General features: G+C 53.7%; 14 protein-coding genes. 8 read left to right on the top strand and 6 right to left on the bottom strand.

The window, feature by feature from the left end; translation table 11 throughout:
• The first annotated feature begins 321 nt into the window (after positions 1-321).
• Positions 322-489, top strand: a complete 168-nt coding sequence (locus STSP2_RS17305) for a hypothetical protein (RefSeq protein WP_169853031.1) — start codon at positions 322-324, stop codon at positions 487-489.
• Between the two features lie 21 nt (positions 490-510).
• Here STSP2_RS17305 and STSP2_RS06265 read toward each other — a convergent pair whose 3' ends face one another.
• Together STSP2_RS06265 and STSP2_RS06260 are read right to left on the bottom strand one after the other, a co-directional pair.
• Positions 511-705 (bottom strand): hypothetical protein, encoded by a 195-nt coding sequence (locus STSP2_RS06265; protein ID WP_146660895.1) that lies wholly within the window; start codon positions 703-705, stop codon positions 511-513.
• A gap of 357 nt (positions 706-1,062) precedes the next feature.
• Positions 1,063-1,620, bottom strand: coding sequence for a TraR/DksA family transcriptional regulator (locus STSP2_RS06260; protein ID WP_146660893.1), 558 nt, complete (start codon positions 1,618-1,620; stop codon positions 1,063-1,065).
• Between the two features lie 577 nt (positions 1,621-2,197).
• Between STSP2_RS06260 and STSP2_RS06255 the strand changes: the two genes are divergently transcribed.
• From STSP2_RS06255 to STSP2_RS06235, 5 genes are all read left to right on the top strand, one after another.
• On the top strand, positions 2,198-3,484 hold the full coding sequence (locus STSP2_RS06255) for a serine/threonine-protein kinase (protein WP_146660891.1): 1,287 nt from the start codon (positions 2,198-2,200) through the stop codon (positions 3,482-3,484).
• A gap of 501 nt (positions 3,485-3,985) precedes the next feature.
• Entirely contained in the window at positions 3,986-5,482 is a 1,497-nt protein-coding gene (locus STSP2_RS06250) for an AAA family ATPase (RefSeq protein WP_146660889.1), read from the top strand.
• Positions 5,483-5,686: 204 nt separating this feature from the next.
• Positions 5,687-7,033, top strand: coding sequence for a Gfo/Idh/MocA family oxidoreductase (locus tag STSP2_RS06245; RefSeq protein WP_146660887.1), 1,347 nt, complete (start codon positions 5,687-5,689; stop codon positions 7,031-7,033).
• 153 nt (positions 7,034-7,186) lie between these two features.
• Positions 7,187-7,405 carry a hypothetical protein gene (locus tag STSP2_RS06240; protein WP_146660885.1) on the top strand — a complete coding sequence of 73 codons (219 nt, stop codon included), beginning with the start codon at positions 7,187-7,189 and terminating at the stop codon, positions 7,403-7,405.
• Complete coding sequence (locus STSP2_RS06235) at positions 7,402-7,821, top strand: hypothetical protein (RefSeq protein WP_146660883.1); 420 nt, start codon at positions 7,402-7,404, stop codon at positions 7,819-7,821. The genes STSP2_RS06240 and STSP2_RS06235 overlap by 4 nt, the downstream gene beginning before the upstream one ends.
• 33 nt (positions 7,822-7,854) lie before the next feature.
• Here STSP2_RS06235 and STSP2_RS06230 read toward each other — a convergent pair whose 3' ends face one another.
• Positions 7,855-9,174, bottom strand: a complete 1,320-nt coding sequence (locus STSP2_RS06230; protein ID WP_169853030.1) for a PEP-CTERM sorting domain-containing protein — start codon at positions 9,172-9,174, stop codon at positions 7,855-7,857.
• A 355-nt stretch (positions 9,175-9,529) separates the two neighbouring features.
• On the opposite strand from STSP2_RS06230, the gene STSP2_RS06225 reads away from it, so the two are divergent.
• Entirely contained in the window at positions 9,530-11,125 is a 1,596-nt protein-coding gene (locus STSP2_RS06225; protein ID WP_146660879.1) for a beta-N-acetylhexosaminidase, read from the top strand.
• Between the two features lie 382 nt (positions 11,126-11,507).
• Here the strand turns inward: STSP2_RS06225 and STSP2_RS06220 are convergent, their stop codons facing one another.
• Positions 11,508-12,938 carry an alkaline phosphatase D family protein gene (locus STSP2_RS06220; protein ID WP_146660877.1) on the bottom strand — a complete coding sequence of 477 codons (1,431 nt, stop codon included), beginning with the start codon at positions 12,936-12,938 and terminating at the stop codon, positions 11,508-11,510.
• A 29-nt stretch (positions 12,939-12,967) separates the two neighbouring features.
• A complete protein-coding gene (locus tag STSP2_RS06215) occupies positions 12,968-13,945 on the bottom strand; it encodes a sugar phosphate isomerase/epimerase family protein (RefSeq protein WP_146660875.1) in 978 nt (325 codons plus the stop codon).
• A 175-nt stretch (positions 13,946-14,120) separates the two neighbouring features.
• Here STSP2_RS06215 and STSP2_RS06210 point away from each other — a divergent pair, with 175 nt between their 5' ends.
• Positions 14,121-14,978, top strand: coding sequence for a hypothetical protein (locus STSP2_RS06210; protein WP_146660873.1), 858 nt, complete (start codon positions 14,121-14,123; stop codon positions 14,976-14,978).
• Positions 14,979-15,532: 554 nt separating this feature from the next.
• Here STSP2_RS06210 and STSP2_RS06205 read toward each other — a convergent pair.
• Positions 15,533-16,771 carry a hypothetical protein gene (locus STSP2_RS06205; protein WP_146660872.1) on the bottom strand — a complete coding sequence of 413 codons (1,239 nt, stop codon included), beginning with the start codon at positions 16,769-16,771 and terminating at the stop codon, positions 15,533-15,535.
• Positions 16,772-16,850 lie beyond the last annotated feature (79 nt).

Raw genomic sequence — 16,850 nt, 5'->3', positions numbered from 1 at the left:
CGTACACAAAGTCCGTGGGGGGCGTACAAACCTTCCGCAGACTCAAAAAGCCAGAACCGAAAAATTTTTGGAAAACTTTGAACCCCCGACCACGCGGACCGTATGAGTTTGTGATTCGGGAAGGAAAGAGTTTTCCTCCGAGTTAAACAAGCAACTTCATCACCCTCCTCCTCCGAAAAGGAAGTCTGGGGCGCCCGCCTCAGGCTTCTTTTCATGCGCTTAGCCCGCCCAACACCTCAACAATAAACCAAACGCTTTTCCCCGACCTTCGTATCAATACTATGAGAAGTGAACTGAAACATTAAAAGAGGGGTAATAGCAATGAAACTCACCAAATCTATCACAACAACGGTTGGAATACTGCTTCTCTCAACTTTCGCTCTGTTGCTCCAGGGTTGTCAGTGCCCCTGCGAAGGAGAAGAAGGCTTCTCGCAGCCCGAAGAAAATGTGCTCCAGTACACCGGAGACCTTCCTGACCAGCCCGAATAATGCTTTATAACGAGTTGGTGATCAAAATAATGCACTCACGGCCCATCCGACCCCGAGCGCAAGAACTGTCATCGTAACCAGGCCGATCTCGACCAGCGCCACCGCCTCCCACAAACGTTCATTGCAGAACATCTGTACGCAACGGTCCGCAGCGCCCTCGACCTTATCAACCCAGCTTTCGTGACCAAATTTTGTATCGCCGTACCTCAAAGGCATGATCGTTCCCCGCTGAATCGTCCAAAAGCTGCCAAACTTACGAGCCCGCCGGCTCTAAAGCATCTATCATAAACCTTATCAGCAGAAAATAAATCGGGCCCGCACGCACATTTCATATAAAGCATCCGCACCGAAGACTATGAGTCTCCACAGCTACCCTATCCGCGGTACACTTACCCGCAGGCATAAGGGTAGCTGGAAGTTGTTTCAAAACTGCTTTTGGCTTGCCGGCGAGCAATTTTTTCGGCTCGGCAAGGCGTGTGAAGCCGGCCATAGCTATTCTATTGACGGCTTTGCACAACGTAGCCGAACGGAAAAAGGGCCGCCGAAAGACAAATCTGAGTTTTAAAACTGCTTCTAATCCAGATCCTCTTCGATCGCGTCTTCACTTTCCTCATCATCGACATCGACACCCACGCTCGAAAGGTCCAGATCCTCAAGCTCCAAATCCTCATCGCCGCCCTCATCATCTTCCTCTTCAATCACGCTGCGGTCGTACTTGCGCCTGCGGAAAGACTCAGACGGATTCGCAAGCCCCTTCTCGATCATCCTCGCATACTCCATGCTGTACCGCGTCCACGGTATCGCCTTGAGCCTGGGTTTCTCGATCGGCGTACCCAGCCCCTCGCATATACCGAAACTGCCGTCCTCCAGCCTTTTCAAAGCATCGATGATCTCGCGGATCGTCTTCTTCTCGCTCTCCATCAGACCAAGGCTGAATTCCAGCTCATAATTGTCCGTCCCCAAATCCGCAAGATGCACCGGCATGTGCGACAGCTCACTGGAACCCTCAAAGGCCCCACGCTCCATGTCGCTCACATCCCCCATGATCTCTTTGAGCTTCATAAGCAGAAGCCTCTTGTACTTGCTCTTCCTCTGCGGAGTAAGCCAGCCGTCCATTACTTGCTCTTCCATAGGACCCCTCACAAGAAGCTGTTCCGAAACTGCTTTTGGCTTCTCGGCGAGCAGTTTTTTCGGCTCGGCAAGGCGTGTGAAATTGGCCCCAGCTTTCTCTTGCCAATTTTACACAACGCAGCCGAACGGAAAAAGGGCCGCCGAAAGACAAATCTGAGTTTTGTAATAGCTTCTTACTTATCCAGGCCTCAGTCGAACCGAAGCCGTTCCTAAAATAATACGCCAGGCACGCTGCCCGCCGTAAACCACAGCCAACAAAAGCGAAGCAATTATATATCTCGCCAGTTAGCGAACAATCAGAATCTATCCCGAAATCCAAAATTATTTTCACCTATTTTCACCGCTGCCCGGCCGCTCTCAGAACCCCCGAGAAGTGGACCTTCATAGCGATTAACTGCCATACGTCAATATCCGCTTTTGGTGCTCGAAACTTTCGATCAATTTTGCTGATTTTCAAAATTTTCTGCTGGCAAAGATCACCGCCCCCGCGCCATAATGAAACAAGGGCACGTCTCGCAAATTGGCCCGCAAATAGCAACTGTAAACCGCCGACAGGCATACCCATGGGGACCCGTAAATGCATCAGCAGCTTTCTCTGTTAAAAGGTAGACAACTCGGAAAATACCGCCTCGTAAGAAAGCTCGGCCAGGGCGGCTACTGCGAAGTCTGGAAGGCTCGCGACACAATCGAAGGCATCGACGTCGCACTCAAGATCCCCCAGCCAGACGAAGCGGGCAAACGCGACAACGAAACCATCCTCCGCGAGGTCCGCCTCGTCGCCCAACTGCGCCACCCCAACATCATGCCCCTCAAAAACGCCGACATCATCCGCGACCACGCCATCCTCGCCACCGAAATATCCGCAAAAACCCTCTTCGACTGCCCAAAACCCATGGCCCCCCGCCGACTCATCACAATCGCCACCCAGGTCCTCAACGGCCTCGCATGCGCACACCGCAAAAAGATCATCCACTGCGACGTCACACCAGGAAACATCTTCCTGCTCGACAACGGCACCGCCGCCCTCGGCGACTTCGGCATCTCCGTCCTCGTAAAACGCAAAATGGTCACCACCGACGACATCGGCACCCCCGGCTACTTCGCCCCCGAACAGGCCTACGGCAAACCCTCCTACTCCAGCGACTGCTTCTCCCTCGCACTCGTCATCTACGAATACCTCACCGGCCACCTGCCCGCCTGGCCCTTCCACTGGCCCCCAAAACATTTCGACCGCCTCAAGAAACGAACATCCGTCCGCTTCACCCAGTTTGTAAAAAAATCCCTCGCCATCGAGCCGGCCAACCGTTTCGCAAACGCCACCGAAATGCTTAACGCCATGAACCAGGCACTGCCCAAATCCCTCGCCGCCGACACCGCTCCGTCCCTGCCCCAAAAGCACGACTGGAAACAGCACCGCCGAGCCGCTTTCAAAAAACGATACAAAAACATCTTCCCCGCCCTGCACCGCTGCGTAAACTGCACCGAACCCGTCGCCGAACCGATGCTCGTCTGCCCATGGTGCGGCACCGACAAAAACCGCTTCGAAAACCTCACCCCACTGCCCTACTACTGCCCCCGCTGTCACAAGGGCCTCGCCCCATCCTGGAAATACTGCCCCTACTGCTACGGTCCATCCTTCGACCTTGACCCAACCGAAAAATCCCCGCCCGTCCACTACCACGACAAGTGCACCCACTGCGGCCGCAAAACCGCCCGCTTCATGAAATACTGCCCCGCCTGCCGACGAAAGATCCGAAAACCCTGGCACGCCTGGCCCTTCCCACACACCTGCCCCTCCTGCAAGTCCTCAGTAGACAAAAACTTCTGGACCCACTGCCCCTGGTGCAAATCCCACATAAAATAACCCCTCAAGACGTCTATCACATCAACCCGACCATTGCCATCCGCCGCAGACGTACCAAGCATAAATCGACCGTCGCAAAGCAACTCCATACACTGTCACTGCGAGGAGCAAAGCGACGTGGCAGTCTCAACCGCTCAACAAAGCTGGCTCATCCATTAAGCCGATGTCTATCATCCTAAACTTGACTTTGGATCCAGAGAACATCAAGCCAGCCGCACCGATCACCGAATCTCAGCAAAACACCCACAACCACATGCAGCCAACAAAAAAACGCGAGCGGCGACCCAGGTTGTCATCCCGGCCTCCGAGCCGGGACCCAGCATAAAACAGCCGTCGCGAAGCGACTCCTCGCAAGTCCCACGCCCAAAAAATCATGTTACAAATCCCCAGCCAGCACGTCTACACATACAGACAACCGAAACACCACAAAAATTCCTTTACCGGCACACATACGCGCCTATAATAACAGCATCATAATTATCGCTTAATCCGGAGGCAAATATGTCAGACGTCGAACGTCTCAAACAGCTCATCGCCGCAGGCTACCCCTGCATCTCCATCGTCACCCACGAAGAGGACCAGGCCCTCGAAACCGTCCGCGCCGCCGTCATGGAACTCCAGCGAGGCCTGCTCATCTGGTCCATCGGCTACGGCGTCCGCGAAGGCCTCCTCGCAGACTCGCCCGCCGAACCCGAAACCGACAAACCCGAGACCGGCCTCTGCCACTTCGCCATGGCCAAAAACAACCCCGTCCGCGTCGCCCTCGACCTCAACCAGCACCTCACCGGCGCCGGCAGCGAACTCACCCTCCGCGTACTCCGCGACACCATCCACCGCATCGAGAAAAACGACGGCACACTCATTCTCATCAACCCCAACGACGACCTACCGCCCGTCATCAAGTCCCACTGCACCCCCTTCGAACTCGCCCTGCCCACCGAGGACCAGCTCGAACAGCTCATCAAGGACACACTCCGCGAATGCCACCGCAAAACCCCCATCGAGATCGGCATCACCCGTCGCGGCATGAACGCCATCATCAAAAACCTCCGCGGCCTCACCCGCCGACAGGCCCGCCGCCTCGTCTGCGACTGCGTAGCCGACGACCGACGCTTCGACGACGAAGACGTAAACCGCGTCCTAGCCGGCAAACGAAAGGTCCTCCAGTCCGACGGCCTGCTCGAATACGTCGAAACCCCGCTCGACCTCGACGAGATCGGCGGCATGAAAAACCTAAAACGCTGGCTCAAACACCGAAAGAACGCATTCAAGGACGAAGCCTCCAACTTCGGCCTAAAACCCCCTCGCGGCGTTCTCATGCTAGGCGTCCAGGGCGCCGGTAAAAGCCTCTGCGCAAAAGCCATCGCAACCGCCTGGCAGCAGCCTCTACTCCGCATGGACCCCGGCTCGCTGTTCAACAAATACATCGGCGAATCCGAACAGAACCTCCGCAAGGCCCTCAACCAGACCGAAATGATGTCCCCCGTCATCCTCTGGATCGACGAAATAGAAAAGGCATTCGCCTCCGCCTCCGGCCAGTCAAACGACGGCGGCCTCTCACGCAGAATGTTCGGCTCACTCCTCACCTGGATGCAGGAACACGAACACCCCGTCTTCCTCGTCGCCACCGCAAACGACATCGAATCCCTGCCCCCCGAACTGCTCCGAAAGGGCCGATTCGACGAAATATTCTTCGTGGGCCTGCCCAAACAAGCCGCCCGCAAGGCCATCATAAAGATTCACCTCAAAAAGCGAAACCGCAACCCCGAAGATTTCGACATGGACAAACTCATCGAACTCTCCGACGGTTACAGCGGCGCTGAGATCGAACAAGCCGTAGTCTCCTCCCTCCACGACGCATACGAAAACAACGGCAAACTGACCACCGAAATGATCGCAACCGCCCTCAAAAACTCACCACCCCTATCAGTAACAATGGCCGAAAAAATAAACGACCTATACGCCTGGGCCGAAGACCGAACCGTCCCAGCAGACTAATACTTAAATTCAGATTTAACAATCGACACGATGACCTGTATAAGTTACTGTTGAAAATACTCAGAAAGAACCCAATTTAATCCAGGTTATCTTCCCTTGAACCTAAATAGAAGATTATTATACATCTCAACCTTCGGAATTCGGAACAGTTGTCGCAACAACACGAAAAGCTCTTGAAACTTAGCAAAAAACGAGAGGTCAATTATGAAAATTAATCGAAGAAGTTTCTTAAAAAAAACTGCCGCAGCAACTGGTGCTCTTTCTATTCCGACAATCGTACCCTCAAGTGTCTTTGGCAAAAATGCACCCAGTAACCGCGTCAATATTGGCTGTATTGGGGTTGGAAATCAGGGTTCAGGCCTGATGAAAAATGTTCTCTATAATGATCAGGCCCAGGTTGTCGCAGTATGCGACTGCTTTGCATCGCGACGGCAAGCAGCACTGGATACGATTAAAGATATCTACACACAGACCGGTAAAGAGTCACGTATCAACGCCAAAGCGTATGCGGATTTTCGCGAACTGCTCGCCCGAGAAGACATTGATGGGATTACGGTCGCAACGCCGGATCACTGGCACGTCCCGATCGCCTGCCATGCGGTCCGAGCCGGTAAAGATATGTATGTTGAAAAACCGTTAGGGGTCTCTATGAAAGATGGCTTCAAACTGCGTAATTTGGTTCGCGATAAAAAAGCAATCTTTCAATATGGAACCATGCAGCGGTCAGATCATTATTTCAGGTTTGCCTGTGAACTGGTACGAAACGGGTACATCGGCCAGCTTCAAAAGATGGATGTCTGGTGTGAAAATATCGGCGACCATCAATACACCAAAACAATGCCTAAAACGCAACCGGTCCCCGAGGACCTGGATTATGACCAGTGGATCGGCCCCGCTCCGATGAAACCTTACTGCGATGTGCGTGTCAGCAACCTGGGTGCCTGGCATATCTATGACTATGCACTCGGCTTTATTGCTGGGTGGGGAGCCCACCCGCTGGATATCGCCCAGTGGGGCAATAATTCTGACGATACCGCTCCGATCCATTACGAGGGAACCGGAACTGTTCCATCCGGCGGTTTATTTGACACGGTTTCGTTCTGGGACCTCCACTGTACGTATGCCAACGGTGTCAAAATGCACTTTATGGATCACGCTACAGCTATCCCGGTGGTCAGTAAATATCACCCTGAACTAAGACGTCACGGCACGACGTTTCACGGGACCGATGGCTGGATATCTGTCAGGCGTGGAGCAATTGATTTCAGTGATGAAACCTTAAGAAGAGTCAAACTCAAAGAAGATGAGACCCACTTGTATAATAGTAAAACGCACATGGGCAACTTTATTGAATGTATTAAAACTCGAAAGAAGCCCATATCGACCATTGAAGCGGCCGTCCAATCCGATCTGATTTCACATTTGTCAAATGCCGTTGTTCGACTCAAGCGACCAATCAAATGGGATCCGAAAAATGAGAGGATCATAAATGATCAGGAAGCGACAAAAATGCTTGACAGACCCAAACGGAGCCCTGGACGCTATAAATAAAATATAGAATATCACAAACAGAATTGTCAATAGTACTTGGCGGTTTCCAAAGCTGAAACGAAAATGCTTAGCTTAAGAAAAAACTATGTTATAACATTCTTGTAAGGCCTCGGAACCGGCACACTTTTAGCGATCGCTTACGTACTCATCGGCATGTTGCTAAACCTCTTCTCTGGTCTGACCGGCATCTCCCCAGGCAACCTCTGGATGATCCCAATTGCGCCCGCCTGGCTGATACTGGAACTCGACAGACAACACGGCTGGGGATATTTCGATCAGGACCCCATTAATTCGTTCCTGCTGATCACAACCTACTGGCTGATCATCGGCCAATTGATCACATGGACAATAGCTTACAGGAAACGCAAATGAAAAAGGGTAGAAAACGAACATCGCTAATACTGCTCGCAGCCATTCTACTGGCGATCTCCGCACACCGGGCACTCAAAAATTTTCAGATCCAGCAGGAAACAACACGCTGGTATGCAAAAGCGATCACCGCATTCAACGATGAAACCACACCCGAAGACGCCCGTGACTGGCTCACCGACAACGGCTTCGAGCTGATGATCTGGAACCCCAACGCCCAAAAGGGCTGGATCGGCAAACAAACCGTACAGCAGCCAGACTCAACCTCAGACTACTACCTCGTCCAAGGCAGCAAACCCCTGAGCGAAGACATATGGCTGGACATAAAATTCACCTTCGACACCGATCTGATCCCCCAAAAGGCCAGATATAACACCAGAACCCACCCGATAAATTCATCACAAAGCATCAGCCAGTAAAACCAACATCCCCCGACCATCCACCGCACAACCTCACCGCCTCCTGCGCAGCAGCACAACACCCCCCAGCCCCAGCAGCATAACCGTCGCAGGCTCGGGCACAACGCTGATCGAAACATCCGCCGCCGTAGCATCCGCAAAACTGAGCCCCGTCACAATACTGCCCGGCAGCTCACCGCTCATATCCAGCCCGACCCCCAACAGCCTGAAACGCTCTACCCCTGCCGCAAACGAATAACCCTCACCCGCCGACACCTGCCCGTCCAGCACAAACTCGCTGCCGTCCCAAAGCAGAACCTCGAAATCGCCCCCCGCAAGATCCGAAAGCATCACCGACGAAAAGCTCGTCCCCTCCACGCAAAATTCGTAACCTTCACCAAAGCCCGATTCAAAAAAGCTCACCGTATCGTTCACTTCCACCCCGCTGAAACTTGCCGACGCATCGATAACCACATCAGCAGAAAAAGCGTACCCCGCCGTCCTGCCCGCATCGTGCCCCAGTGCTATCGTCATCGCCCCTATCGCGTTCCCCGCCGCATTCGTCACATCAGCAGCACCCGAACCGTCATAATTCGCCTTCTTCACGAATCCATCCTGCGTCCAGTAAAGCTCACGCGAGAACGGATCGACATCGACACTCGAAGGCCTGTCCCCCGTGAACAAGACAATATCACTCAGCGCCCCCGCACCGTCCATACTCCCGCTCAGTATCCCGGTATCATCCGATAAAAACAGCTTCGAACTTCCTACGTCCAGCGACAGCGAATACGGGTTATCCAGCCCGCTGTAAATCGTCTCCACATCACCCGATCCGTCCAGGTTCCGCCGCAGTACCGTCCCTTCCAGCCTGTCCGTCCAGTAAACCTTCCCATTGAACGAATCCACCGCCACGTCTGCATAATCATGGACCTTCGCCCATATCGGCGACGGGTCATAATAACCGCTCCACCCGGTTATCGTCCACATCCCCCTGCGAGCCACGATATTGGTCGCACTCGTATCCACGTTCCGCGTCTGCACCGACGTATACCGCGTAAAATAAGTCGAAGGCGACCGCACATCGTCATACTGTATCACAAGGTTCCGACTCGCCGGATCAAACGCAAGATTGCTCATCCTGATGCTGTTGTCATGATACCCATATATTGAAACACCGTTCCTGTTGATATCATTATACCAGCTCTGCGTGGTCACGTAATATATGTCATCGTTCCGGCTGTCAAAAGCAACTCCGTGCACGGAAGCATACGCACTCGAAAAGACATTCTCCCCCACGCCCGTCTCAAGGTCATACCTGTTCAGACTCTTGCCGTTAGCAGCCGCAAGATCCAGCGCCTCCGCCGTCCCAGCCATAATACAGCAAATCCCCAGCAGAATTGAAATTGAAAATGAAACTGAAAATGAAAAATTCCCCCAGCACCTTACCTCACAGCAAGCTTTCATGACACCTCTCCTAAATTAGAACCGCCGCCGCAATCCCCCCTATTGCAGCACTGCACAAAACAAACTTCTCACATTCAAGCCTCTACAACACTACATCATTTACCACAAAGAATCAAGTAAAATTCTTTGCTATTTTACCGCTCCCACCAGCCGCGCCATTCTGTTTATCAACCAAAAGAATTCCACACTTGAAATCCCTCAGCCCTCGTGGTATTTTAACAACAGTATGAATAACCAATAAACAAGAGTCTCGAAAGGAAGCCCTATGTACCGAATCCGCAACCTCATCCTAACCCTGCTCATCCTCTGCACCGCAGCCCCGCTCATCGCAGCCGACATCAACATCATCCCCAAACCTCAAATGCTCAAGGAACGCCCCGGCAGCTTCACCCTCACCCCCGACACCCAACTCGTCGTCCCCGGACCAGGCAAACCCGCAGCCCAGTACCTCGCCGCCGCCATCGAACCCGCCGCCGGCTGCGACCTCACCATCACCGACAAGCAAACCCCCGGCAAACCCGCGATCATCTTCACGACCTGCGCCGAAGTAACCACCCACGGCCCCGAAGGCTACCACCTCCTCGTAACCGAAGACAAGATCACCATCACCGCCGACGCCCCGGCAGGCTTCTTCTACGCCGTCCAGACCCTCCGCCAGCTCCTGCCCCCGCAGATCGAATCCGACACAAAGATCACCGGCACCGACTGGACCATCCCCGCCGTCCTCATCCACGACCAGCCCCGCTTCGGCTGGCGAGGCTTCATGCTCGACGAATCCCGCCACTTCTTCGGCAAGGAACAAGTCAAAAAACTCCTCGACCGCATGGCCTTCCACAAGCTAAACCGCTTCCACTGGCACCTCACCGACGAACAAGGCTGGCGCATCGAAATAAAAAAATACCCTAAACTCACCACCATCGGCGGCATAGGCAATGCAACAAACCCAGACGCCCCCGCCAGATTCTACACCCAGGAAGATATCCGCGAAATTGTCGCATACGCTGCCAAGCGACACATCATGATCATCCCCGAGATCGACATGCCCGGCCACGCAAAGGCCGCAGTCACCGCATACCCAGAACACGCAGGCGGACCCTCCACATTCAACCCCGCCTCCGAAGCGACATATGCATTTCTCGAAGACATTATCACCGAGGTCGCCGACCTCTTCCCCGCACCATACCTGCATCTCGGTGCCGACGAGGTACGCTACTGGATCAAGCACTGGAACGATAACGAAGACGTCAAAAAGCTCATGGCCGATAAAAACTTCAAAAATGTCCACCAGGTCGAGCTCTACTTCATCGAGCGGATGATCGGCGTGATAAACTCCAAAGGCAAAACCGCCATCGGCTGGGATGAGATCGTCGACGCCAACATCACCCCGCAAGAGGCCGTAGTAATGTGGTGGCGCCACAACAAATCCAACCAGCTAAAAAAGGCCATCGAACAAAACTTTAAAGTGGTAATGTGCCCCCGCAACCCGACCTACTGGGACTACGCCCAGGCCAAGGGTCATCCAAACACCGGCTGGGGCATCGTCAACAACCACACTAACATGATCCCCTTCCCGGACTTCCCGGAAAAGTGGACAGACGAGCAAAAGGACCTCGTCCTCGGCATACAGGCCAACCTCTGGACCGAACACGTCGAATCCGTCAAACGCTATGAGTTCCAGATATTCCCCCGAATGGCAAGCCTCGCAGAATCCGCCTGGACCGACCCCGAACAAAAGTCAGTAGAAAACTTCGAGTCCCGCCTCAAACCCTTCCTCGACCGCTACGAACAATGGGACATCTACTACTACAACCCCTTCAAACCCGATTCCACACCCTGCCCACCCTGGCCAAAAAAGAAGTAAACAAATCGACCGCACCCAAAAAAAGCGGATCAGCAAAACTTAACAACCACACACCCAACAAAAAGGGCCGGCAAAAACCGGCCCTTTCTTCATTCACACCAACCGCACAATCTCACCACTCCAACAACCATGGACCTATATAATTTTGTCATCGCGAGGAGCCAAAGGCGACGTGGCGATCCCAAACTAACAAAAAAGCTGGCCTACTCAAAAACAAGCACGCCGCCCCAATCTACACTCCCCTGCCGCATAATTTCACGGTCCGCCGAGAATCGACCAATCAAAGTACCTCGAAGGCGCGGCTGTTAAATTCTGCGGAGGCCAACTTGATGATCCCACACTATTACGCGATTATATCTCTTTCCACTTAATAAATCACCCATCACTGCGAAACTTTACAGTGCTCATAAAGTACGTTCTTCTTCTCATCATAAAACTTAAACCCCAGCTTCACGGCCGTCTCGTTCAAACTCGGCAATACCGAAACCAGCAGAAAACCCCCCGACGGCTCCGTCATACAGTACGGCTGCTCGATCTCGCCCTCCGGGTCAGTTGACCGCTTATCCCCCGGAAGCCTGCCCACTCGGCTGTTAGCATCAACCAGCGCCCCGCAAGAAAATTCCTCGAATCCCGACGGGTCAACCGAATGATACTGCCAGTGCCTGTCCCCGCATACGATAGCGAAATTCCCGCTGTCAAAACCGTTCTCACTTAGCCACGCAAAAAACTCATCCCGCTCATACCGAAACCCGCCCGTATTGCAATGATTGTCTTTCTTGTAAGCGTCGTCCGGCCCTATCATCGGCGTCGGCGATATCAAAACCTTAAACGTCGCATCACTCGCCAGCAGCGTATCCTTCAGCCATTCCAACTGCACAGCCCCCCACAGCGTCTTCCCCGGCCCATCCTCCATATCGTTCGGACTTCGATAATCCCTGCCCTCCACAAGCCATATCTGCAGATCCTTAGTCACCCTGTACGTCCGATACGTCACCGCATCCTCATCCCCCGGACAAACCACCGGAAGCTGCTCACGAAATGAATATATCCCATCCTCCACACTCGGCAGCCTGTCACCCGTCAGATCACAATCGTTGTACCGAAAATCATGATCATCCTTTTCCCAGTACGTCGGCACCTCCCTGAACAGCCGCTTGTACCGCTCCTGAGAAAACTGCTCGTGGTATTTGCCGCGCATCTCCTCAAGCGTCTTCGCCGCCGGTTTCCTCGGATGATCGAAATAAACATTATCACCCGTGCCAACAAAAAAGTCCGGGCCCGCCGACCTTATCGCCTCAAGCCCCGGATACCCAAGCCGCTTATCCTCACCGCTGACACGCTCCGACGAATGGAACTTATTATAATTCATCCCGGCAACCACAGCAAAGCTGACCGGCTCAGCCGCGTCCGCCCCGCCTAGCGTCTCAAATCTCCCAACCTCCGATACCGAGACATCCGACTTATCAGCTCCAAACCGAAGCCTGTACCAATACTCCGTATCACGCTGCAAACCCTTAATACAGGCCTTGACAATATGATCGCAGCTTTCCCTCGCTTCCAGCCACTCACTCCGGACCACATCCTCGAAATCCTCGCTCTTCGAAACCTCAAACCGACCAACACCCGCCATACCGCCGAGCCCGTCAGCTCCCCCGCCCGTAAGCCGCGCCTGCAGTATCACACTTTCCTCGCCGACCTCCCCAGCCATTATCCCCTGGCTAAGCGAAATACCGCTCTTTGTCTGCGCCTGGCAAAAAGAAACAGCAACAAATAAACCCGCAGCCGCGCAGAATATCCGCATACGTCCTATCAAAACTCAACCCTTTCAAAAACAAAATAAAATCACGAAAACGCCCCTCGCAGCAGCTCCAGACTCTTCGGGATCGCTTCCTTATAATCCGCCTGACCCTCGAACTCCAGCGAGATATAACCCTTATACCCAGACTCCTTCATGATCTTCGCGATCCTGTCATAATCCAGATCCAGCGTATACCAAAGCCCCCCGCCAAAATACGTCTTCGCCTGCATAAACACCGTCTGCGGAGCCATCTTCACGATCTTGTCATACGGATCTTCCAGAAAGTTCCCCGTATCCGTCAGTACGCCCAGGTACTCCGAATCGATCGCGTTAACGATCCGCAAAACACCCTCCGGCGTCCGGCCCAGCCCCCAGTGATTCTCCAGCCCCAGCACAACGCCCCGCTTCTCCGCCACCTTCAGACACTCCTCGATACTCCCGATCACCCACGGAAACGCATCTTCATCCGTATACCCCTCCAACGGCTCCTCGATACCCCGATTCTCCATCAGCTCATCGAAACTCTCCGACGTCCCCCACGTCCCCGTATTGATCCGGATACACGGAATGCCCAGCTCATACGCCAGCTCGATGCACTTGATCGTATGATCGATATTCCTCTGCCGCTTCTCCTCATCAGGCGACACAAACCCCTGGTGCGTAGACATCCCGCACAGATCCACCCCGTTCACCAGCGCAGTCTTCTTCAGCTTGTTCAGATAGCTCGTCTTCTCACTCTCCATCTGCATATGCAGTATCTCCACCCCGTCAAACCCCATCTCCGCAGCCTCCTCGATACACTGCTCGATAGGCAGCTTCAGCCCCTCTTTGAATCTCCAGAATGAATACGTCGAAATTGCGATCGGATTGCCTCTGCCGCTCATAAGCCCTGCTCCCTTTGCATTAACACTCTTTGATTTACCAACCTTACCGCCCCTGCCGTTTTCCGCTCCAACAGCCGCACCGGCCCCCAAAGCTGCCGCCGCTGCACCGCCAATAAACTGCCGCCTGTCAATACTCATAACTGCCTCCAATTCTTAACGACCATCAAAACCAAAATCCACTATAATCCCCGCCGCCCCCTCCGTCAACAAATCTCCGCACCCGCAAACAAACTCACACAATCTTGACATTCACATGATACACCCTAAACTGAACGTAAATTATAATACCCAACAAACGCCCAAGGAAAATACCATGAAAAACCTCATAATCCTCACCATGCTAACCGCCGCACTGATCATCGGCTGCGAGGACCGTTCCCAGGACCAGCTCATCGACCAGATGACCGAAGAGGCCCAACAGGCAGACATACCCGTCACCCGCGAACAAATAGAACAGATGGCCAAGGCCTCCCGGGAAAACGGCACCGAACCCCTCTGCGATTTCACCCCCTTCCTCGCCGCCCTCAAAAACAACGACCCGCAAAACGCATTTACCTTCCTGAGCGACGACCTCAAGACCCTCTGGCCCGAAAACAAATTCACCGCCGACATAACCCAGCTCCGTCAACAGATCGGCAGCGACTGGCAGCCCTCCCTCATGGAATTCATGAACTACCCCCAAAACGACCTCCCCGTCTGCACCGCCCAATACCAGCTCACCTCCGACTTCCAATACACCATTAAAATGATGGCCCTCCCCGCCGACTCCGACTCCGATCTCCAGATCCTTCACGTCAACCTCATCCGCCCATACGCCGGCCCCGACGCCCCTGCTTTCAGGGACACTGCCGCAAAGTTCCTCTCAGCCGTCGACGAACTCGACCTCAAAAAAGCCAGACAGCTAATGGCCGACCAGTACAAGGACCAGCTCCAGCTATCAAACCTGCAAAGCTTCAAAGATGCCCTCTACAGCGAAACGGAAAAACAAAAACAATACGAAAAGATCCTCGGCCCAATCCAGATAACCACCTCCGACGGCCGAACCTTCTTCCGCATCCTCGCAGACTCACAGATCCACCCGTTCATGAAACTCGAGATACTAATGCAAAAACCCGCCGACCAGATTAACATCGCAGGCCTGAAACTCAAAGGCAGGATCAAAATGAACTAACCACAAACCAACGCCCATAAACCTTTATAAATTTGTCATCGCGAGGAGCCGAAGGCGACGTGGCGACCTCAACCGCGACGAAAAAAGCTTGCTCACCCAAAACACGCAAGTCATAGCCGTTTTTGTCATCCGCCGCAGGCGGCCCCAGAGAACAAAACGAGCGCGCATGCACGTACAATAAACCAGAACCCCACCCGCCCTGCACAACGACCATGGCGCAAAAACGTAAAAACCTGTCATCGCGAGGAGCCGAAGGCGACGTGGCGACCTCAAACGCAACAAATAAGCTTGCTCGCTCAAAACACGCACATCGCCTTAATCCATAATCCCCTCCCGCACAATTCCACCGCCACCCGAAAAACACCCGCCAAAAACCTCATCATTCCCCTATGCCTTTTTAAGGCTATCCCCCGATTTACAAACCCCACACCCGCGTGTAGACTCTACTCTGCAAAAACCACATAACCGTTTTTCCATTCGAACCAGTTGGCAAACCACCACGCCAACACACCACAAGGCCCCCCGAATCACACCCACCGGGGGGCTCCTTCCTTTTATTCAGCACCGCTCGCAAGAGCCACGCTGACCTTAGTCCGTTCAACCTCACCCAGCAACACCAAACAATCGTCGCTATCGCTAACCTCAAACCGAACTTTTTTGGCAAAACCCTTGCCATCACCATCCACTTTGAAACCCAGTTCACCAAAATTAACGGGCAAACGACCGTTCTCCTCGTAATAACCGCGCACTCCCAACGCAACAGACAGCACAGCATGCTCCTCCAAAGCATCTTCAACCTGGCCCATAACTTCCGCATAATTACAGAACAGGCACTTGGGAAATGGCTGCTTGCCCCGCAACGGTATCCGCGCCCCGTTCCACAGCTTCCTCAGCTCCCGCAACCCCTTCTCGAACTGCTCTCCCCGCACCTTCAGAACCGCCGAATAGTACGCCTCCAGTTCACGCTCGACCTCACCCGGATCAACCGCCGACCGTATAACGTCATAATCCGCGCCCCCGAAAATCTTAACCTTGCGGGATATCTTCCCAAAGGAGCTCGCCCAGCCAAGCGTCTCCAGCCCACCTGCCCAGTCAACCGGCACACAATCGTAAACATCTTCCGCACTGGGCCAACTGTCCTCCAGCACCCTCGCGATCCGTCCCGACTGCTCCGCCGACAGCCTGCCCTCCTCGATACTCTTCCGAAGAACATCATACCCAAGCATCCGGACATCCCGCCCTATCCTTCCCAGCATCGACTCACCGCACCCCTCAAGCTGCTTAGCGTGCCTGAACACACCCTCGATGAGCTCTACAAATCCGAAACCGCTCCAGTCCCGCTCATTCACCAACGCAAAACCGCATTGCGCCAACTTCAGGCTTAACCCCGGATTGCCGCCGTACCCATAAAAAGGCTCCTCACCTTCCTTAATTATCTGCAATGCGAACACCTCGTGTGCCTTCTCCAGAAACAGTTCCCTGACCTCGTCCTCCAGTTTCACCAACACATCAAATGCATTAGGGTCGCTCTCCCTTTCCCACATACCGCCCCTCGCTAGCATCTCGATTCGCATCGCTGCGAACCTGCCGCGCATCCCGTACAACTCTGCATACACCTGATCGCTGTCCCAGATATCTGCAAATATATTCACCTCCGCCTCATTCGCCCCATCCAGCAGATTTTCATTTATATATCCTTCATAATCATTGCTGCCGAGCAACCCCAACTCGGGCGGCCGTTGCGACGCCCCGCGCCATGTACCACCGCACCAACACACATTATCACCATGCACAAATTACCCCATCGAACCATGTATCATCCCTTCAAATACAAACTAATGCAAAACCTTCAAGAACCGAGATACGCACGAG

It is taken from the genome of Anaerohalosphaera lusitana (assembly GCF_002007645.1).
GTDB classification, from domain to species: Bacteria; Planctomycetota; Phycisphaerae; order Sedimentisphaerales; family Anaerohalosphaeraceae; genus Anaerohalosphaera; species Anaerohalosphaera lusitana.
Note: the sequence above shows the minus strand (reverse complement) of the source record. Positions and strands in the feature narration are given on the sequence as shown.

Coding starts and splice junctions, on each gene's coding strand:
- STSP2_RS17305 (WP_169853031.1), top strand. CDS start 322: ATGAAACTCACCAAATCTATCACAACAACGGTTGGAATACTGCTTCTC.
- STSP2_RS06265 (WP_146660895.1), bottom strand. CDS start 705: ATGCCTTTGAGGTACGGCGATACAAAATTTGGTCACGAAAGCTGGGTT.
- STSP2_RS06260 (WP_146660893.1), bottom strand. CDS start 1,620: ATGGAAGAGCAAGTAATGGACGGCTGGCTTACTCCGCAGAGGAAGAGC.
- STSP2_RS06255 (WP_146660891.1), top strand. CDS start 2,198: ATGCATCAGCAGCTTTCTCTGTTAAAAGGTAGACAACTCGGAAAATAC.
- STSP2_RS06250 (WP_146660889.1), top strand. CDS start 3,986: ATGTCAGACGTCGAACGTCTCAAACAGCTCATCGCCGCAGGCTACCCC.
- STSP2_RS06245 (WP_146660887.1), top strand. CDS start 5,687: ATGAAAATTAATCGAAGAAGTTTCTTAAAAAAAACTGCCGCAGCAACT.
- STSP2_RS06240 (WP_146660885.1), top strand. CDS start 7,187: ATGTTGCTAAACCTCTTCTCTGGTCTGACCGGCATCTCCCCAGGCAAC.
- STSP2_RS06235 (WP_146660883.1), top strand. CDS start 7,402: ATGAAAAAGGGTAGAAAACGAACATCGCTAATACTGCTCGCAGCCATT.
- STSP2_RS06230 (WP_169853030.1), bottom strand. CDS start 9,174: ATGGCTGGGACGGCGGAGGCGCTGGATCTTGCGGCTGCTAACGGCAAG.
- STSP2_RS06225 (WP_146660879.1), top strand. CDS start 9,530: ATGTACCGAATCCGCAACCTCATCCTAACCCTGCTCATCCTCTGCACC.
- STSP2_RS06215 (WP_146660875.1), bottom strand. CDS start 13,945: ATGAGTATTGACAGGCGGCAGTTTATTGGCGGTGCAGCGGCGGCAGCT.
- STSP2_RS06210 (WP_146660873.1), top strand. CDS start 14,121: ATGAAAAACCTCATAATCCTCACCATGCTAACCGCCGCACTGATCATC.